Origin of the sequence: Enterobacter cloacae complex sp. ECL414, assembly GCF_021869685.1 — a bacterium.
Classification (GTDB): domain Bacteria; phylum Pseudomonadota; class Gammaproteobacteria; order Enterobacterales; family Enterobacteriaceae; genus Enterobacter; species Enterobacter kobei.
In genome coordinates this window covers 2,900,810-2,920,768 of the sequence record NZ_CP091481.1, presented here as the reverse complement: position 1 = coordinate 2,920,768, position 19,959 = coordinate 2,900,810, and the positions used below count along the sequence as shown (strand labels likewise).

Genomic DNA, 19,959 nt, shown 5'->3' with positions numbered 1-19,959 from the left:
TAAAGGGAGAGAGTCGATGAAGCCATTGTTCCGGCAGTTGTGTCTGGCGGGTGTTTTATCAGGCGTCGCGGCCACAGGCGAGGCGCAGGCGGCGGCCACCATTCTGCTCTGGCCCATCGATCCCTGGCTTGCCGCAGATGCCAACGCCACGGAGCTGTGGATCCAGAACCAGGGAAACAGCGCAACGACGATGCAGGTGCGTATTGTGCGCTGGAAGCAGGAAGGGGGATACGAACGCTACAGCGCGCAGCAGGACGTGGTCGCCAGCCCGCCCATTGTCACCATTCAGAAAGGCAATAAACAGCTGATTCGCCTTATCAAACAGAGCGCAGTTCCTGTCGGGGTCGAACAAGCCTACCGCATTATTGTTGATGAAATTCCCCAGCCCGACGCGAAAGCCGAACCCTCCATCGGCCTTAAATTACAGATGCGCTATTCCATTCCGCTGTTTGTCTACGGACAGGGTATCCCAACCCTTAAAGAGGGGGCGCATCATGCCCTGGCCGAGACCCGAAACCTGAGCTGGCGCGTGACCCACGAGGGAGGACAGCCTGCATTACAGGTACGTAATCAGGGGGATGTGCACGTCAGATTAAGCCAGGTGTCACTGGAGCAGGGCGGACAGAAACGCACCGTAGCGGAGGGATTACTGGGTTACGTCCTCCCGGGCAGCACCCGCAGCTGGCCAATACCCGCTGGCGTTCGTCAGCCGGACCGGATGAGCGCGCAGATTAATGCCAGGGATGAACAATGGCAGTCGACGCCCGTCAACTGAAGCCGGCAATGATGCTACTGCTTTGCGTCAGCACCACAACCTGGGCCGATCCCGGTGACGACAGTTTACCGCCGCCTCCTCAGGCGCAGGCGGTAAATGATGAGGCGGTTTTCCAGCTTGCCCTCGTGCTCAACCACTACGACACCGGTCTGGTGGTACCCGTGACGCAACGTAACGGCGCTTTCTTTATCTCCAGCGCCGATTTGCTGCGCGCGGGGCTCCCCCCGGAGCATGTGCCCGCCGGCGAGGTGAATCTCGCCTCACTAAGCCAGGTTCGTGTCGCGTATGACAGTGCCGGCCAGCGCCTGTTGCTGACCGTTCCCCGCGACTGGATCAGTGCCCGGGTGACGCCTTTCAGTGCCCAAACGGCGCAGACCAAACCGCACTATGGGCGCGGGGCGCTGCTGAATTACGATCTGTATACCAACCACACGGAACATATCGGCGGTCAGGCGTCGCTCTGGCATGAATTCCGCTACTTCAACGAGAACGGCTCGTTCTCCTCCACCGGCTACGCCCGGAAAAATTTCACCGGAAACGACGGTCAACAGGAAGGGTATGTTCGCTATGACACGACGCTGCTGATAACCCGTGAGGATGACGCGACCACCTTGAGCGCGGGGGACGTGATCAGCGATGCCCTGAGTTGGACCTCCAGCGTGCGGATGGGCGGTATTAGCTACGGACGTGATTTCTCCCTGCGCCCGGACCTGGTGACATGGCCGCTGCCGGAGTTTTCGGGTGAAGCCGCGGTGCCTACCTCGGTGGATCTGTTTATCAACGGCTATCGCTCTGGCTCAACCCAGCTTCAGCCTGGCCCCTTCACCCTGACCAATCTGCCCTATATCAACGGTGCCGGGGATGCGGTGCTGGTCACCACCGATGCGCTGGGCCGTCAGGTGAGTACCACGCTACCGTTTTATGTCACCAGCGATTTGCTCAAACAAGGGCTGAGTGACGGCGCCGTGACGCTCGGCAGCCTGCGCCGTAACTATGGCATCAGGAACTTTGACTACGGTCCTGCTGCCGGTAGCGGCTCGTATCGCTACGGGGTGACCGACTGGCTGACGCTGGAGGGCCATGCGGAAGGGGCGCAGGAGCTGGCGCTGGGCGGGGCAGGTACGGTGATCAAACTCGGCCAGTTTGGCGTAGTGAACACCTCTTACTCACAAAGCCGCATGCGCGGAGACAACGGCGGACAAATCAACTGGGGTTACCAGTACAATACCAGCGAGTTCAGCGTGGCCACCCAGCACACGCGTCGCGATCGCGGTTTTGGCAATCTTGCCCTTTATGACCAGCCGACGGTGTATGACGAAAACGACAAACCCATCGCCAGCTTTAGCCGCAATACGGACCAGTATTCCCTGACGTTTAACATGGGGCAGTATGGCAATATTGGCGCGGCCTGGATCGGCGTAGAGAGCTTTGACGGCCAAAAAACGGAGCTGCTGAATCTCTCATGGAGCCGAAATCTGTGGGGCGCAAGCAGTATTTACCTGGCCGGCAGCCGGGACCAGCAGCGGGGGGACTGGACGGTTGCGCTCTCGCTGCAGGTGCCGCTGGGCGCACGCGACAGCGCTGCCGTCACCGTTGAGAACACCCCGGATGCGGGCAGCACGCAGCGGATTAACTATAACCACTCCATGCCTTCTGACGGTGGTTTTAGCTGGAACATGGCCTGGGCAAATCAGTCAAAATCCAGTGATTATCAGCAGGGTACGCTGGGCTGGCGCAATAACAACATCGAACTGCAGGGCGGCGGCTACGGCGAAAGAGACACCATGACCTGGTGGGGCGAGGCAATGGGCGCGATTGTCCTGATGGACGGAGAGCTGTTTGCGGCGAACAAAATCAACGATGCGTTTGTGGTGATCAGCACCGACGGTCATCCGGACGTGCCCGTCAGCTATGAGAACCAGCCCGTGGGTAAAACGAATAACAACGGTTACCTGCTGGTCAGCGGGGTGTCGGCGTATTACCCGGCAAGCTACCGGATTGATACGCTGAATCTGCCTGCGGATACCCGGCTGAAAGAGACAGAGCGGCGGATTGCCATCCGTCGTCACAGCGGTTATCTGGTGGATTTCCCGATGGAGCAGGAGAGAGTGGCAAGCGTCATTCTGCATGATGCGCGCGGGCAAGCGATTCCGGTTGGAAGCCAGGTGCGGCGAGCCTCGCGCAGTAATGCGGTGGTGGGCTATGACGGGATCGCCTGGCTGGAGAATCTCAGCGACGTCAATCCGCTTGAGGTGATCACGCCTGCCGGGAAGCGCTGCACGGCGACCCTGAACGTGGGGCCTAATCCGCAGCATAAGCTGCAAACCTACGGTCCGCTGGTGTGTCGGGAGGGCCCGTGAAACGCTGGCTGCTGTTGATGCTGCTGCTGTTCTCCGGCGGGGGCTGGGCGGCGTGTACCGTCAGTACGGTCAATGCCTCGTTTGGTAGCGTCACGTCGTTTGCGCTTAGCGGAACCGGGGAGGTGGAAACCACCGGCACGCTGGTGGTGGCGTGCGATGCGGTACTGAATGTTCTGACCAACGACTCGGTGACGTTGAATTACACCGCGGCGTCGGTTTCGGGCAACAGCCGCGCCACCCTGAAACGCACCGACGACACAACTATCGCGGATGTGATCCCCACCCGGCTGTGTGGATTATCGGGTTGTGCGAGCAGTAGTGAAGTGCAGATAAGTAAATCGTATACCTGGGGCAGTAGCACCCTGCTGGGGTTGCTTGGCTCAAAGCGGTACAACATACCGCTCTATTTTCGCACCGTCGCCGGACAAAACGTGACGGCGGGGCCTTACCAGGTGCTGTTGACCTTCAGCATCAATTACAACGTCTGCGCCGTCGGTCTTGGAAGCCTTTGTACATCTCCCCAGTCGGGAACAGCAACAACCACTATTCTGCTGAACATGACCGTCACCAACGACTGCAGTGCCATGACCACGCCGGACGTAAACTTTAACAGCGCGCCGCTGGTACAAAGTTTCCCTACCGTTTCGCAGGCCATTGCCGTGACCTGTACTAAAGGCAGCACCTACACCATTGGCATTAATAATGGTGCCAACGCCCTGAACAACGTGCGGCGGATGGTGAGCGGCAGTAACTATATGAGCTACGACATCTATAAAGAAGCCACCACCAACCGCTGGGGCGGCAGCGGCGCCGAACGCTGGACCAGCGCGACCTCGTCCCAGGTCAGCACCGACGGTTTACTGCGCACCTACAACTACACCGCGAAGGTCCTGACCAGTCAGGCCACACCCCCCGCAGGTACCTACACCGATACGCTGATTGTTGACGTCGCGTTTTAGTCCACGCTTTTCCCTTTCGCAAATGTAAAGTTCCTGTGGCCTGTGCCGATAACACCGTTAATAAATCTATGAGAAGGTGTTGTATGTTGAACCGTATCCGCGTTGTCACAATGCTTATGATGGTGCTGGTCATTTTCGCACTACTTCAGCTTATCTCCGGCGGGCTTTTTTTCTCGTCATTAAAACAGAACCAGGACAGTTTCGCCGCCTCGAACGATCTTCGCCTGCAGCAGAGTGAACTCACCTCGACGTGGGATCTGATGCTGCAAACGCGTATCAACCTGAGCCGCTCGTCCGCGCGCATGATGATGGACCCTAACAATCAGCAGAGCAGCGCGAAGACCGATCTGTTGAAAAATGCCCGCGCCACCCTGGCTGACGCCGCAAAACACTACGCCGCCTTCAAACAGATCGCGCCGCAGCCTGCTATGGCGCAGGTTAGCCAGAATATTGATGAAAAATACACTGCCTACTTTGCTGGCCTGACGGAGCTGATCCAGTTCCTGGAGAGCGGCAACATGGACGCCTATTTCGCACAGCCCACGCAGGGGATGCAAAACGCACTCGGCGCCGCGCTCGGGGAATATGCGAAGGCCAGTGGCGATCTGTATCACTCGGCCTTTACGGAAAGCCAGAATGACTACCGCTTTGCGAAATGGCAGATGGCGGCGATGGCGCTGGCGCTGGTTATTGTCCTGGTCGCGGTGTGGTACGGCATTCGCCACATCCTGCTGAATCCTCTCGGTCGCGTCATTGCCCACATTCGTGAAATTGCCAGTGGCGATCTAACCAAAACGCTGGCCATTTCCGGGCGCAATGAGATTACCGAACTGGCTAACAGCGTTGACCATATGCAGCGTTCGCTCATCGATACCGTCGCCAACGTGCGTAGCGGCACGGATGCCATCTATACCGGCACCAGCGAAATTGCGATGGGGAATAACGATCTCTCATCCCGTACCGAGCAGCAGGCGTCCGCGCTGGAAGAGACCGCTGCCAGCATGGAGCAGCTCACCGCAACCGTGAAGCAGAACGCCGATAACGCCCGTCAGGCCTCTCAGCTGGCTGAAAGCGCCTCCGAGACGGCGCAGCGCGGCGGCCGCGTGGTGGATGGCGTGGTGAAAACCATGCACGAAATTGCCGACAGCTCGAAGAAAATTGCCGACATCATCAGCGTCATCGACGGCATCGCCTTCCAGACCAATATCCTGGCGCTGAACGCCGCCGTGGAAGCGGCGAGGGCGGGTGAGCAGGGTCGCGGGTTTGCGGTGGTTGCCGGGGAAGTGCGCAACCTGGCCAGCCGCAGCGCCAACGCGGCGAAAGAGATTAAGGCCCTGATTGAAGACTCCGTCTCCCGCGTGGATACCGGCTCGGTACTGGTGGAAAGCGCCGGGGAGACCATGAATGACATCGTGAATGCTGTTACCCGCGTAACGGACATCATGGGTGAAATCGCCTCTGCATCTGATGAGCAGAGTCGTGGTATCGACCAGGTTGCCCTGGCGGTATCGGAAATGGATCGCGTGACACAACAAAACGCCGCGCTGGTGCAGGAGTCCGCGGCCGCGGCCGCTGCACTTGAAGACCAGGCGAGCCGTCTGAAGATGGCCGTCTCGGCGTTTCGTCTCGCTTCACTCGCTGGAAATACGGTCACTGCGCAAGCCACGTATAAAGCGCCTGCCGCCGAATCGACGGCAACTCGCCTGCGTGCTGCACCGGCCGGACAAGATGAAAACTGGGAAACATTTTGACTGACAATTAAACCGCGGCTGCTTGCCGCTTGATGGGAGCGTGGATGTTAAATCGTATTCGTATCTCGACCACACTGTTTTTGATTCTGATCCTTTGCGGTGTGTTGCAGGTTGGCAGTAACGGGTTGTCTTTTTGGGCGTTTCGCGATGGCTATCAGAATTTGCAGGATGTTGAGGCGAGTAATCAGCAGCGCTCCGCACTGGCACAAACGCGTGCCGTGCTGTTGCAGGCAAGCACTGCGCTGAACAAGGCGGGCACCTTAACCGCGCTGAGCTATCCGCCGGATGACATTAAAGCGCTTATGGCCACCGCGCGAAGCAGCCTGAAACAGGCTGGCGCACAGTTTAACGCTTTCACGGCGCAGGCGGCGGGCAGCGAGAAAGAGCACGCGCTGAAAGCCGCCATGAAGAAGAACTTTGAACAGTGGTACAGCGATCTGGACCACCAGGCGACCTGGCTTGAGAACAACCAGCTCTCGGACTTTATGACCGCGCCGGTGCAGGCCTCACAGGATGCGTTCGACGGCAGCTTTAACGCGTGGCAGCAGGATATTAACCAGTCTGTTCAACGTGCAGAGGAAGACAGCCGTATCAGCTATCACATGTCGGGTGTGATCTTTGGCGTCGTCGTGATTCTGGCGGGGCTACTGACCGGTGGGGCACTGCTCTGGTCACGCAAAATGATTGTGCAGCCGCTGGCGATTATCAGCAGCCACTTCGACAGTATTGCGAAGGGCGATCTGGCGCGTCCGGTGGCGGTGTTCGGTAAGAACGAAATTTCGGCGATCTTTGCCAGCCTGAAGGCGATGCAGGGTGCCCTGCGGGAAACCGTCTCCGATGTGCGTCAGGGCAGTTATGCCATGCACACCGGGATCTCAGAGATTGCGGCAGGCAACAACGATCTCTCTTCCCGCACCGAGCAGCAGGCGGCCTCGCTGGCGCAGACGGCGGCCAGCATGGAGCAGCTGACCGCAACGGTCAGCCAGAACGCCGATAACGCGCGTCAGGCGTCTGACCTGTCAAAACAGGCGGCAATGACGGCGAAAAAAGGGGGCGATCAGGCCTCTCACGTTGCCAGCACCATGCAGGAGATTGCCACCAGCTCGCAAAAGATTGGTGACATCATCAGCGTGATCGACGGTATCGCGTTCCAGACCAACATTCTGGCGCTGAATGCCGCGGTTGAAGCGGCGCGCGCCGGTGAACAGGGGCGTGGGTTTGCGGTCGTGGCGGGGGAAGTGCGTAACCTGGCCAGCCGCAGCGCCAACGCGGCGAAAGAGATTAAGGTCCTGATTGAAGAGTCGGTATCACGCGTCCAGCAAGGCTCAGCCCTGGTGGATACGGCGGCGCATACCATGCATGAAATCGTCACCTCCGTCACGCGGGTTAACGACATCATGGGCGAGATTGCGTCTGCGTCGGACGAACAGCGTCGCGGCATTGAGCAGGTTGCTCAGGCCGTCAGCCAGATGGATCAGGTGACGCAACAGAATGCCTCGTTAGTTGAGGAAGCGGCAGCGGCAACCGATCAGCTGGCCAGCCAGGCGGATCGTCTCACCGGGCTGGTCGCGGTATTTAATGTGAAAGAGCACGTTGAAGCAGTAACAGAAGTCGGGCGGTCGCAGGCCGTGCCAGTTGTATCCTGAATGTAATTAAGAAGGCGCTATGACATCACCAATGCCCCCTGGGCAAACGTCATTATTGTTGCAGATGACACAGCGCCTCGCGCTGTCCGACGCGCATTTTCGTCGGATATGTCAGTTAATCTACCAGCGTGCAGGGATCGTGCTTGCGGATCATAAGCGGGACATGGTCTACAACCGTCTGGTGCGGCGCTTGCGTACGCTGGGGCTGGATGATTTTGGTCGCTATCTGAGCATGCTCGAAGCCAACCAGAACAGCGCAGAGTGGCAGGCTTTTATCAACTCGTTAACCACTAACCTGACGGCCTTTTTCCGCGAAGCCCACCACTTCCCGGTACTGGCCGAGCACGCGCGGCGTCGTACCGGGGAGTATCGCGTCTGGAGTGCGGCCGCCTCGACCGGTGAAGAGCCCTACTCGCTGGCAATCACACTTGCCGACACGCTTGGGATGGCGCCCGGGCGCTGGAAGGTTTACGCCAGCGATATTGACACCGAGGTGCTGGAGAAGGCGCGCAACGGCGTGTATCGCCAGGACGAACTGAAAACGCTGTCGCCGCAGCAGTTGCAGCGATATTTCATGCGTGGGACAGGCCCGCATGAAGGCCTGGTACGCGTACGCCAGGAGCTGGCGAATTGCGTCGAATTCGCGCCCGTTAACCTGCTGGACAAGCAGTACAACGTGCCGGGGCCATTCGACGCCATTTTTTGCCGTAACGTCATGATTTATTTTGATAAAACGACGCAACAGGACATTCTGCGTCGGTTTGTTCCGTTGCTCAAGCCTGACGGTTTACTGTTTGCCGGGCACTCGGAAAACTTCAGCAACCTCGCGCGAGAGTTTAGCCTGCGTGGGCAAACGGTATATGCGCTGAGTAAGGAAAAAGCATGAGTAAAATCAGGGTATTGTCTGTCGACGATTCAGCGCTGATGCGTCAGATCATGACTGAAATCATCAATAGCCACAGCGACATGGAGATGGTAGCAACGGCGCCCGATCCGCTGGTCGCGCGGGATTTAATTAAAAAATATAACCCCGACGTGCTCACGCTGGATGTCGAGATGCCGCGCATGGATGGCATCGATTTCCTGGAGAAATTGATGCGGCTGCGGCCGATGCCGGTGGTGATGGTCTCCTCCCTGACCGGGAAAGGATCGGAAATCACCCTGCGCGCGCTGGAGCTGGGGGCGGTAGATTTTGTCACCAAACCGCAGCTCGGTATTCGCGAGGGGATGCTGGCGTATAGCGAGATGATCGCGGAGAAAATTCGTACCGCATCGCGGGCAAAACTGGCGGCCCATAAGCCAATGGCCGCCCCGGCAACCCTGAAGGCCGGCCCGTTACTCAGCTCGGAAAAACTGCTGGTGATTGGGGCGTCAACCGGAGGAACAGAGGCAATTCGTCATGTACTCCAGCCATTGCCGCTTTCAAGTCCGGGTATTCTGATTACCCAGCATATGCCGCCAGGCTTTACCCGCTCGTTCGCCGAACGCCTGAATAAGCTGTGTCAGATCAGCGTGAAAGAGGCGGAAGACGGCGAGCGCGTGCTTCCGGGACATGCCTATATCGCCCCGGGTGATAAGCATATGGAGCTGGCGCGCAGCGGTGCAAACTATCAAATCAAAATTCATGACGGACCGCCGGTCAACCGGCACCGTCCGTCGGTGGATGTGCTGTTTCATTCGGTGGCGAAACATGCGGGGCGCAACGCCGTTGGGGTGATCCTGACGGGGATGGGCAACGATGGTGCCGCCGGAATGCTTGCAATGCACCAGGCTGGCGCCTGGACGATTGCGCAGAATGAAGCAAGTTGTGTGGTGTTCGGCATGCCGCGCGAGGCCATCAATATGGGTGGCGTGAGCGAAGTGGTCGATCTTAGCCAGGTAAGCCAGCAGATGCTGGCGAAAATCAGTGCCGGACAGGCAATACGTATTTGACTCAGGAGTATTATTTTATGGCGGATAAAGAGCTTAAGTTTTTGGTTGTGGATGACTTTTCCACCATGCGTCGCATTGTGCGCAACCTGCTGAAAGAGCTGGGCTTCAACAACGTTGAAGAAGCAGAAGACGGCGTTGATGCGCTGAACAAACTGCAGGCGGGTGGGTTTGGTTTTGTTATCTCCGACTGGAACATGCCAAACATGGACGGTCTGGAGCTGCTGAAAACCATTCGTGCCGATGCGGGAATGGCGTCCTTGCCGGTTCTGATGGTCACCGCAGAAGCGAAAAAAGAGAACATCATTGCTGCTGCACAGGCGGGCGCAAGCGGCTATGTGGTGAAGCCATTCACCGCGGCAACCCTGGAAGAGAAGCTCGGTAAGATCTTCGAGAAACTCGGCATGTGAGGTGATGGAAATGTTGCAACCTGCTATGAAACCCGTTGAAGAACACTCGCCGAGCGATATCATCGTCCGTATTGGCAGTCTGACGCGCATGCTGCGTGACAGCCTGCGTGAGCTGGGTCTGGATCAGGCGATTGCGGAAGCGGCGGAAGCGATTCCTGACGCGCGAGATCGTCTGGACTACGTTGTGCAGATGACCGCCCAGGCGGCAGAACGTGCGCTGAACAGCGTTGAAGCGTCGCAGCCCCATCAGGATGCGATGGAAAAAGGCGCGAAAGCGCTGACCCAACGCTGGGACGAGTGGTTCGAGAACCCGATCGAGCTGGCGAATGCCCGTGAGCTGGTGACCGATACCCGTCAGTTCCTGGGGGATGTGCCGGGCCACACCAGCTTCACCAACGCCCAACTGCTGGATATCATGATGGCGCAAGATTTCCAGGACCTGACGGGTCAGGTGATCAAGCGCATGATGGATGTGATTCAGGAGATTGAACGCCAGCTGCTGATGGTTCTGCTGGAGAACATCCCGGAACCGGCAGCCCGTCCAAAACGCGAGAACGAAAGCCTGCTCAATGGCCCACAGCTCGACGCCAGCAAAGCGGGCGTGGTGGCAAGCCAGGATCAGGTTGACGATCTGCTGGACAGCCTCGGCTTCTGATTGGTGCCGTTACCCTCAGGTTGCCTGCGTAACCTGAGGGTCTGTTCTAGCGCAGATCCATCTTCACCGTGACGTTTCCTTCGAAGCTCCCCGGTGCGGGCGTGGCATCCGTGGTGCTGACGGGAACCGCCTGTATTTTAACGCTGCCGTTTCCCTGCTCGTCCAGATTTACTGGAAATGCATAAGTCCCATCCAGCGCCACGTTCTGGCTATTTTCGTCGTACACCCGCACGCCCAGATCGTCCCTTTCAAGCAGCTTAGCAATGTAGGGCGTACTGCTATCCACTATGCCCTGGTCGGCCGTCAGGGTGAGCTTTATCCGGTCATTATTACCAACGGCGTTATCGTCACAGTGGTAGTTAATATCGACGCTTTTTAGGGCATAGCCCTGAGGCGGTTGCCCTTTGCGGGTAAACTGTTTACTGACGATGCTGCCAAACTGGACTTCAATCGTGCTGCCTGCGTTGATGGTGCAGCTCAGCGGTGCAGAAAGGGTGCCGCCAAACCAGATATCAGAGACGTGTTCTGCCTGAGTGGCGTCGCAGCTTCCACCGGTGCCAATATAAAGGCAGGCGTAGTTTTGGGCGATGAGCGTCGCCGGGATCACCTCTTCACCCAGTATCGGTTTTTTTATGTGCAGCAGCACGGCCACGACGTTCCAGCGAAACTTGCGTTTCGATGCGGCACCACCGTCAGGCCGGGAGTCATTGCTGCATACGTCGCTTTCTTCTTCTGTTTTAGACAGGCTCGATTCGAGCACGGTAAGCATATTTCCCCGCGGGGTCGGGTACTCATTGATCGGGATTGGGGTGAGCGAGCTGCCGTCCGGGGAGTTAATCGCATCCGCATAGCCAGTAATGTGGGCATCAATTTTATCCGTAAGATAGCCAGTACCGCTGGTGCCGGGGTTAAGGGGGCTGCCAGCCAGGGTTTTTTCGTAGACGGTGCTTGACGAAAACATGTTTCCCGGGCACGTGCAGTTTGCTTCCAGGTCGGCACCTGCGCCGACCAGGTGACCCGGAATATCATAATCGTTGTTTGCAACGTTTTCCGTCGACGTAAATTCATGATGGTAATCAATGGAATACGTCTGTGGGGCTCCGAAACAATTTTTGAGTACCGTGACGGCGCCGAAAGCCCCCGTTGATACCAGCATCAGCGTGCTGGTCAGAGAAACCGTAAGGGTTCGTCTTTTCATTTTAGTGAGCATAAGCTGTTTCCTGCTGACAAAGCGCGCGGGTTGAACGGATACCGTTAGGGCTCTCCGTGTATCCCTCTGCCTGCTGTAAAATATGGGCGACGCACTGTTGGTCTGGCGCTTTTCCCCATTTCACCGTGAGCTGTGTGGGCTCGCCGACGCCGGCCAGGTATACCGTGCTGGTATCGTCCACGATGCCGCTCAGGTCCGCGTTCGCGCTGGTGACGATTGCGCCAAAGGGGACGCGTTGATTGCCGGGGCGGGTTAACGCGATCAGCATTCGATAACCCACGTGCGCATCGAATCGGCTTTCAACGGCGGCATTACGTGAAGGGATCACCCGGATTGACGTATCGCTGCTCTCCACGTTTTCGGGCAGGCTTGCGGTGTCGATACGAATCGCATTTTCCTGATACGGCGTCAGGGACGGGATAACGGCGTTACCCAGCCAGTCTGTCTGAATACCCTGCTGGTTCTGGAAGCGTACACCGGAGGCGCCGTTGGCATTGACAATGGCAAACTGGCTCCCTAACGGCTGCGCCAGCGTAACGCCGCGCGGGTGTGCAACAATGGCCCCGCTGATCCCGTAGTTCATCTGCTCCGCGCTGCCGGAAGAGGCGTAATAACCGGCATTCAGGTTGGCGTATTGAGAACGATAGGTACCATATACGCTGCTGGTATCCTCCCCATCGTGATTAGAATGGCTTTGCTGCAGCGAATAGCTTAAACGTTCGTCGTCCAGCAGCGTTCCGTTGACGCCGATATTGTGTCGGGTGTAGCCATTTTTGGTGTTGCTGATGTTATAGCTACTCCACGCGCGGGGGAGCCAGCGAGTTAGCGGCACGCTAAAGCCGAAGGAGACCATCCGGTCGGCCTCCTCGTCGTTCGTTTTACTGTAGGTATATGCCAGGTGATAACTCACCCCAGACAGAACGGTGTTAAAGCCTAACGACAGGCTGCGTTCTTTTTTCGACGTCCCCCAGTAGTCCTGCTGGTAGCCGTTAAGATAGAGACTGACGCCAGCAAGGTTCTGGCTGATACTGGCCTGAACGCGGTTGCGTTTGTTATAGCGGAAGAGCAAATCGTTATCGTGTCCGTCCTGCTTCTGATTAGCGTCAGCAAAGCTGTAATACCCGCGACTCGAGTAGCGATAACTGCCAAGCGTGAAATTGGTATCGGTGGCGTCAATTTTCCCCGAATAGAGTACGCGCCAGGACTGGCCGACATGCTTGCTGCCGTCGTCAAGCGTGGTATCGGCGGCGGTGACGTCTGTAGAGAGCGAACCCAGCGGCCCCAGCGCGATGCCAGCGCCCGTATTGAGGGCATTATAGTCTTGCGAAAGGGTTAGCCCACCAAACCAGGTCAGCAGATTGTTGACGCCGTAGATGACGCTCCCCTGAAGGAAGTCGGGCTCCTTTTGGTCACTCCCGCTGTCTGTGCGATAACGGCCCGCCGTCAATTCATACTTCATGTGTCCCGGGCGCTGCATAATGGCGATGCTTGAGTAGGGTTGAGTAAAGTGATGTTCGGTGCCGTCGGCCTCTTTCACCGTCACTTCCAGGTCGCCGCTGTTGGTGGTGGAGTAAAGGTCGTTGATCTCAAACGCTCCGGGGGCTACGTTCTGCTGGTAGATGAGATATCCGTTCTGGCGCACCGAGACGACCGCATTCGAACTGGCGACGCCGCGAATGACCGGTGCATAGCCGCGTTGGCTATAGGGCAACATTTCTTCGTCCGTGGCGAGATTGACGCCCCGATACTGCAGGCTGTCGAACACTTCGCCGCGCGTGCTGCTCTCGCCCGCGGTGAACTGCGCTCTCAGCGCGTCGATGTCGTGCTGCAGGAACGTGTTGATGTTATCCCACTGTGAATCGCCGTCCGATTTGCTCCACGTTGAGTAGTTTCGAAGACGCCAGCCGCCCAGGTTCGCCCCGGTACGCAAATTCAGATAGCGGCTTTCTGTGCTGTCCTCGCGATCTTCTTTGCTTTGCGAGCCCGACAGCGAATAATCGCTGAACAGGACGGGAACACCATCGTCCCAGCGCGAGGGATCGATAAAATCGCGACCGTTATCAGCCAGCGCGGCCTGGGGGATGCTCAACCTAAGCGTCATTGTTGAGAAATCAAGCTCCGCAGATGCCTGTGGAATATAGTTATCCAGCGAGTTTGGGAGCGTTTCCTCCGCCGGACGCTTCAGCAACGGAGGATAACGGTCGATATTAATGCCCCAGGCGCGCAGCATCGCGGGGCTCAATTGGGGGATCAGGCGCCCGTCAGATCTGCTGACGTAGCGAATGTTGGCATCCTTCAGCCTGCGATCGTTGATTGTGATGACGGAAGAGTAGGTGCCGGGCAACTGGGCGTTCGATTTTGTAAAAAGCGAGAGGTCGATATCCTGCTGCGTCAGCATGTCCCCTTCGAGTGAGGAAGGGGAAAAGAGATACTCCCGGGCATCTGCGGAAAAAATCATTAACATCAGGGTACTCGCCAGACAGCGGGTAACCGAATTCAGCCGAAAGGTTCCCCCAACAGGCAAGAAATTACGTCCTGCAATCATTCTGTCGTTTATCCCCTGGTCAGATGGAACGTGTATTTTTCGGAGGCATTGCCGTAATCGGTAATGCACCGCCAACTGACGTCATTCGCCGGTGCAGCGTCGGGAAGAGGGATATCAACGCGTGATGCTGGCCCCACCATATCGGCGCTTTCGAGCTTCTGCGAGCCTAGCGAGAGAGAGTCAAAAACGGTGTAAAACGCACTGTCGTTTATCACCGTCAGCTGCTGGCCCTGGCGAACGAAGCGCAGATTCTTGCAGGACTCGCCTGGCGTCCCGTTGAGCCCCACGGGACGCCAGAACAGCTTCAGTCGCGTTTTGTAGATGAGTCGTAGCACGTTTTTATCGGCATCCTCTGCGGCGGTTGCGGGCACCGTGCGGACATTCAAATAAAACAGCGTCTCTTTGTCTTTCGGTAACGGGCTGCCGTTCCAGGTGATTCGCAGGCTTTGCTCTTTTTGAGGATCGAGTCGAAAGAGGGGGGGAGTGACAATAAAGGGCCCACGCGTTTTGCCATCGCCAGTGTCTGTCCAGGTCTGGATCAGCCAGGGCAATTCTTTTTCACTGTTCGTAAGCGGCAGGGCAACTTCCTTTTTTGCAGCATCGTAAATTATGCGGGTGCGGCCGATTTGTATTCCCGCGGCGTGACAAAACGAACTTGTTATAACGGGAAGGCATAATAAAAACAGCAGGGATGTGCGCACGGGAAACCCTTATTGGAGCAGGTTGAAATAATGATAATAGTCCGCTTTCGGACTATTATCGGAGCATGACGCATTACGTGTCATTATCTAATCAGTGGCATGCTGAATATTAGATAAACAGGTATTAACGGTATAAAATATTCACCGTCATATCCGCATCGGCAGGGCCAGCGGTCACCGTTGCGGCAAATGACTTATAGCGGGCGTTAAAGTCGGCTTTAATGGTATCGGTAGTACGGGTGGCCAGTTGAATATAAACCTGTCCTTCTGCCCCATCCATGGTGATAAGTTGAGTGTCTTTGCCCGCCGGGCTAACGGCGACGCCGATACCGGTGGCGGCGGTCTCACCGGTGGTGGTGATTTTGCTGACATCCAGCAGCGTAGAGGTATTGGTCAGGGTCGTCGTGCCGTTAAAGGTGAGCTGTACTGCCGGCAGCCCATCGCTCTTTACCGGGCAGTTTGCGAGCGTAATCGAGAACGGGGTCAGGGAAGATTCAGTTCCGACCGCCTTAAAAAGAGATTTAGGGTACGTCCCCAGAGGGACCGTACTGTCCGTGCCGCTATCACCCTGAATGGTGCAGCTCGGTTCAATAATTTCTCCCGTAAAGTGGACCGTCCCCGCATTCATTTCGTCAGCAAAACTGCCCATCGAAATGGCCGCAAGTACTGCGCCAGCCATAAAGTTATTTTTGAAATCCATCTGCAAAAACTCCTGAGTTTAAAAACACGTTAGGTATTCAATTTAATATTTTGGCTCAATTGACACCGTGCAGAAGTATAGCGGGTAATTTCCTTCAAGTAATTGCGGGTCAAGATTAATATTAATTATTATAACCGCCATGAAAAATATTTTAATGCTGGAGAAAAACCATCATTGATATAAATCAATTATAATTTTTTCGATTTAATATTATCCATAAGTATATTTTGATCAAAAAATAGACGTATTTTGATGGTGAAACAGGCCAACTCAGTTTTTAAAAATTTTATATTTATTTTTATTAAAAACACTTTTAAAAAATAATCAGTATTAAAAAGTGATTACCAAACCTGAGTTGTGCGTTTTTTGAACGGCAAACAGCCTCGCTACAGCGTTTAATCGTTAAAGTGGTTAACAGGGCATGATTATAGGGGTTTATCTACCCATTGGCGATAACCTCCCGTGGCAAGATAACGGTGACGTAATGGGCTGAGCATGCACTGTGGCAGAAGAGAACGACGACAAAACGGAAGCCCCCACACCCCACCGACTTGAAAAAGCGCGTGAGGAAGGGCAGATCCCCCGATCCCGAGAATTGACCTCCCTGCTGATCCTTGTCGTAGGGGTGTGCATTATCTGGTGGGGTGGGGAGTCGCTCGCCCGCAAGCTGGCGGGAATGCTCTCAACTGGCTTACGTTTTGACCACAGTATGGTCAATGATCCGAATCTGATCCTCAGCCAGATTATTCAGTTAATAAAAGGGGCCATGGTTGCGCTGCTGCCCTTAATTACCGGCGTGGTGCTGGTGGCGCTGGTCTCTCCAGTCATGCTGGGCGGTCTGGTGTTTAGCGGAAAATCACTGCAGCCCAAATTTTCGAAGCTGAACCCACTGCCGGGCATTGCGAAAATGTTTTCGGCGCAGACCGGGGCCGAGCTGCTCAAGGCTATTCTCAAATCGGTGCTGATGGGCAGTTCTGCCGGGTTCTTCCTCTGGTATCACTGGCCCGAAATGATGCGCCTCATCAGCGAGTCGCCCCTTACTGCCATGAGTAACGCCCTGAATCTGGTTGGACTCTGCGCGCTGCTGGTGGTGCTCAGCATTATCCCGATGGTCGGTTTTGACGTTATCTTCCAGCTTTATAGCCATTTCAAGAAACTGCGGATGTCACGTCAGGATATCCGTGACGAATATAAGCAGATGGAAGGTGACCCGCACGTTAAAGGGCGTATCCGTCAGATGCAGCGTGCTGCCGCTCGTCGGCGCATGATGGAGGATGTGCCGAAGGCGGATGTCATCGTCACCAACCCGACACACTATTCCGTTGCCTTGCGCTACGACGAAAACAACATGAGCGCGCCGAAAGTGGTGGCGAAAGGGGCGGGGCTGATCGCACTTCGTATCCGGGAAATTGGCACCGAAAACCGCGTGCCGATCCTGGAAGCTCCACCGCTGGCGCGTGCCTTATACCGCCATGCGGAAATCGGACAACAGATCCCGGGACAACTCTACGCCGCGGTGGCGGAAGTGCTGGCCTGGGTATGGCAGTTGAAACGCTGGCGTCTGGCCGGGGGTCAACGGCCTGTGAAACCTGAGAACCTTCCGGTGCCTGCCGCGCTGGATTTTATGAACGAGAAGGACACTGATGGCTAATCTGGTGGCAATGTTGCGCCTGCCCGGCAACCTGAAATCGACCCAATGGCAGATCCTCGCCGGGCCGATTCTCATCCTGTTAATTTTGTCGATGATGGTTCTGCCGCTCCCGGCATTCATCCTCGATCTGCTGTTCACGTTTAATATTGCGCTCTCCATTATGGTGTTGCTGGTGGCGATGTTCACTCAGCGGACCCTGGAGTTTGCCGCGTTCCCGACCATTCTGCTGTTTACCACTCTGCTGCGACTGGCGCTGAACGTGGCGTCCACGCGTATCATTCTGATGGAAGGACACACCGGCGCGGCAGCAGCAGGTAAAGTGGTGGAGGCCTTCGGCCACTTCCTGGTCGGCGGTAATTTCGCTATCGGTATCGTGGTGTTCGTTATCCTCGTGATCATCAACTTTATGGTTATCACCAAAGGTGCCGGGCGTATTGCGGAAGTGGGCGCCCGTTTTGTGCTGGACGGGATGCCGGGCAAGCAGATGGCGATCGACGCCGATCTGAATGCCGGGTTAATCGCGGAAGATGAAGCCAAAAAACGCCGTGCGGAAGTCACTCAGGAAGCGGACTTCTACGGATCCATGGACGGTGCGAGTAAGTTTGTGCGCGGTGATGCCATCGCGGGCATTCTGATCATGGTGATTAACGTGGTGGGCGGCCTGCTGGTGGGGGTATTGCAGCACGGCATGGACATGGGCCACGCGGCGGAAAGCTACACGCTGCTGACTATTGGTGATGGTCTGGTCGCGCAGATCCCGGCGCTGGTCATCTCAACGGCGGCGGGCGTGATTGTCACCCGCGTGAGTACCGATCAGGACGTTGGCGAGCAGATGGTTGGCCAGCTCTTCAGTAACCCGCGCGTAATGCTGCTGGCCGCTGCCGTACTGGGTTTGCTTGGTCTGGTACCGGGCATGCCAAACCTCGTCTTCCTGCTGTTTACGGCGGGTCTGCTGGGGCTGGCCTGGTGGATGCGTGGCCGTGAAACCCAACCTGCGGCGGATCCGGTTCCGGTGAAAATGCCGGAGAATACTCAGGCCGTCGAGGCGACGTGGAACGACGTGCAGCTGGAAGATTCCCTGGGAATGGAAGTGGGGTATCGCCTGATCCCGATGGTGGATTTTCAGCAGGATGGCGAGCTGCTTGGCCGTATCCGCAGTATCCGTAAAAAATTCGCTCAGGATATGGGCTTCCTGCCGCCGGTGGTTCACATCCGTGACAATATGGATCTGCCGCCTGCACGCTACCGTATTCTGATGAAAGGGGTCGAAATTGGCAGCGGTGATGCCTACCCGGGTCGCTGGCTGGCCATTAACCCTGGCACCGCGGCAGGCACGCTGCCGGGCGAGCAAACCGTCGATCCGGCCTTTGGTCTGGCGGCCATCTGGATTGAAAGTGCGCTGAAAGAGCAGGCGCAAATCCAGGGGTATACGGTAGTCGAAGCCAGTACCGTGGTGGCAACCCATCTTAATCATCTGATTGGGCAATTCTCGGCAGAGCTGTTTGGTCGTCAGGAAGCGCAGCAGCTTCTCGACCGCGTGACGCAGGAGATGCCGAAGCTGACGGAAGATCTGGTCCCGGGCGTGCTGACGTTAACCACGCTGCACAAGGTGCTGCAAAACCTGCTCGAGGAAAAAGTGCCGATTCGCGATATGCGAACCATTCTGGAAACCCTTGCCGAGCATGCGCCGCTGCAAAGCGATCCGCACGAGCTGACGGCGGTGGTGCGCGTGGCGCTGGGGCGCGCAATCACGCAGCAGTGGTTCCCGGGAACCGGAGAAGTGCAGGTGATTGGCCTCGACACGCCGCTTGAACGTCTGCTGCTGCAGGCTCTGCAGGGCGGGGGCGGCCTGGAGCCAGGTCTGGCGGATCGCCTGCTGGAGCAGACCCAGGAGGCGCTGGCACGTCAGGAGATGCTGGGGGCGCCACCGGTGCTGCTGGTCAACCATGCGCTGCGTCCGCTGCTGTCGCGCTTCCTGCGTCGCAGCCTGAACCAGCTGGTGGTGCTGTCGAATATGGAGTTGTCGGATAACCGTCATATCCGCATGACGGCGACGATTGGAGGAAAATAATGGCTAAATGGCTTTGGATTATGCTCTTCCCGCTGGCGGCACAGGCGGCCGGGGAAGGCGCCTGGCAGGCAAGCAGCATGGGCGTGACCCTGAGCAACCGGGGTGTCGCCATGTCTTCTACTCCGCTGTCGCCCTCTGAAGCGGTTTCCGGTCTGATGGGGATGGTGGTCTGGAATTACAGACTGATTGGCCCAACGCCAGCCGGACTGCGGGTGCGGCTCTGCTCCCAGAGTCGCTGTACGGAAATCGACGGAGAGAATGGCACGACGCAGGCGTTCAACGGCGTGCCCGCCATTGAACCTTTGCGTTTTATCTGGGAAGTGCCGGGCGGGGGACGTTTGATCCCGGCGCTAAAAGTGCAGAGCAATTCTGTCATTGTAAACTACCGCTAACTGCCCGCTTTTTCACCAGCCATCAGGGAATACTGATGGCTGGCTCGCAAAACTGACCTCACCTTTTGATGAAAAAGAAACGCTGTTTTATAAATCAGTGACACGCGTGACGATACTCTTTGCATTTTTGCCATTCACCCCCTGCGTGATGGCAGAAACAGAAAGGTATCAGGAAGTCGATGCCTTTACTGTAGCCGTGTAAAA

16 protein-coding genes are annotated in these 19,959 nt (G+C 56.8%); 12 read left to right on the top strand and 4 right to left on the bottom strand.

Features of this window, described 5'->3' with window-relative positions; all coding sequences use genetic code 11:
• The first annotated feature begins 16 nt into the window (after positions 1–16).
• The 9 genes from L3068_RS14070 to cheZ all read left to right on the top strand — a co-directional run bounded on the left by L3068_RS14070 (position 17) and on the right by cheZ (position 10,485).
• Positions 17–775 carry a fimbrial biogenesis chaperone gene (locus L3068_RS14070; RefSeq protein WP_014884347.1) on the top strand — a complete coding sequence of 253 codons (759 nt, stop codon included), beginning with the start codon at positions 17–19 and terminating at the stop codon, positions 773–775.
• A complete protein-coding gene (locus tag L3068_RS14065) occupies positions 751–3,135 on the top strand; it encodes a fimbria/pilus outer membrane usher protein (RefSeq protein WP_214602804.1) in 2,385 nt (794 codons plus the stop codon). Before L3068_RS14070 ends, L3068_RS14065 begins: the two co-directional genes overlap by 25 nt.
• Complete coding sequence (locus L3068_RS14060; RefSeq protein ID WP_117580443.1) at positions 3,132–4,094, top strand: Csu type fimbrial protein; 963 nt, start codon at positions 3,132–3,134, stop codon at positions 4,092–4,094. The genes L3068_RS14065 and L3068_RS14060 overlap by 4 nt, the downstream gene beginning before the upstream one ends.
• Positions 4,095–4,177: 83 nt before the next feature.
• Entirely contained in the window at positions 4,178–5,845 is a 1,668-nt protein-coding gene (tar, locus tag L3068_RS14055) for a methyl-accepting chemotaxis protein II (protein ID WP_117580441.1), read from the top strand.
• A gap of 44 nt (positions 5,846–5,889) precedes the next feature.
• On the top strand, positions 5,890–7,491 hold the full coding sequence (gene tap, locus L3068_RS14050; RefSeq protein ID WP_014884343.1) for a methyl-accepting chemotaxis protein IV: 1,602 nt from the start codon (positions 5,890–5,892) through the stop codon (positions 7,489–7,491).
• Between the two features lie 19 nt (positions 7,492–7,510).
• Positions 7,511–8,377 carry a protein-glutamate O-methyltransferase CheR gene (gene cheR / locus L3068_RS14045; RefSeq protein WP_014884342.1) on the top strand — a complete coding sequence of 289 codons (867 nt, stop codon included), beginning with the start codon at positions 7,511–7,513 and terminating at the stop codon, positions 8,375–8,377.
• Positions 8,374–9,423 (top strand): protein-glutamate methylesterase/protein-glutamine glutaminase, encoded by a 1,050-nt coding sequence (locus tag L3068_RS14040; RefSeq protein ID WP_014884341.1) that lies wholly within the window; start codon positions 8,374–8,376, stop codon positions 9,421–9,423. Before cheR ends, L3068_RS14040 begins: the two co-directional genes overlap by 4 nt.
• Positions 9,424–9,440: 17 nt before the next feature.
• Positions 9,441–9,830 carry a chemotaxis response regulator CheY gene (cheY, locus tag L3068_RS14035; RefSeq protein WP_000763862.1) on the top strand — a complete coding sequence of 130 codons (390 nt, stop codon included), beginning with the start codon at positions 9,441–9,443 and terminating at the stop codon, positions 9,828–9,830.
• A 10-nt stretch (positions 9,831–9,840) separates the two neighbouring features.
• A complete protein-coding gene (gene cheZ, locus L3068_RS14030) occupies positions 9,841–10,485 on the top strand; it encodes a protein phosphatase CheZ (protein ID WP_014884340.1) in 645 nt (214 codons plus the stop codon).
• A 46-nt stretch (positions 10,486–10,531) separates the two neighbouring features.
• On the opposite strand, the gene L3068_RS14025 is transcribed toward cheZ, so the two are convergent.
• From L3068_RS14025 to L3068_RS14010, 4 genes are all read right to left on the bottom strand, one after another.
• Positions 10,532–11,695: a fimbrial protein gene (locus tag L3068_RS14025; protein ID WP_023330735.1), complete on the bottom strand. Its 1,164-nt coding sequence runs from the start codon at positions 11,693–11,695 to the stop codon at positions 10,532–10,534.
• Positions 11,685–14,159: a fimbria/pilus outer membrane usher protein gene (locus L3068_RS14020; RefSeq protein WP_155017648.1), complete on the bottom strand. Its 2,475-nt coding sequence runs from the start codon at positions 14,157–14,159 to the stop codon at positions 11,685–11,687. The genes L3068_RS14025 and L3068_RS14020 overlap by 11 nt, the downstream gene beginning before the upstream one ends.
• Positions 14,160–14,248: 89 nt before the next feature.
• Entirely contained in the window at positions 14,249–14,941 is a 693-nt protein-coding gene (locus L3068_RS14015) for a fimbrial biogenesis chaperone (RefSeq protein WP_023330733.1), read from the bottom strand.
• A gap of 124 nt (positions 14,942–15,065) precedes the next feature.
• Positions 15,066–15,641 (bottom strand): fimbrial protein, encoded by a 576-nt coding sequence (locus L3068_RS14010; protein WP_117580439.1) that lies wholly within the window; start codon positions 15,639–15,641, stop codon positions 15,066–15,068.
• A gap of 502 nt (positions 15,642–16,143) precedes the next feature.
• Between L3068_RS14010 and flhB the strand changes: the two genes are divergently transcribed.
• Genes flhB through flhE form a run of 3 tightly spaced genes read left to right on the top strand, consistent with a single transcriptional unit; the run spans position 16,144 to position 19,755 of the window.
• Positions 16,144–17,292, top strand: a complete 1,149-nt coding sequence (flhB, locus tag L3068_RS14005) for a flagellar biosynthesis protein FlhB (protein WP_117580437.1) — start codon at positions 16,144–16,146, stop codon at positions 17,290–17,292.
• A complete protein-coding gene (flhA, locus tag L3068_RS14000) occupies positions 17,285–19,363 on the top strand; it encodes a flagellar biosynthesis protein FlhA (protein ID WP_014884334.1) in 2,079 nt (692 codons plus the stop codon). The genes flhB and flhA overlap by 8 nt, the downstream gene beginning before the upstream one ends.
• Positions 19,363–19,755 carry a flagellar protein FlhE gene (flhE, locus tag L3068_RS13995; protein ID WP_014884333.1) on the top strand — a complete coding sequence of 131 codons (393 nt, stop codon included), beginning with the start codon at positions 19,363–19,365 and terminating at the stop codon, positions 19,753–19,755. The genes flhA and flhE overlap by 1 nt, the downstream gene beginning before the upstream one ends.
• Positions 19,756–19,959: the final 204 nt, after the last annotated feature.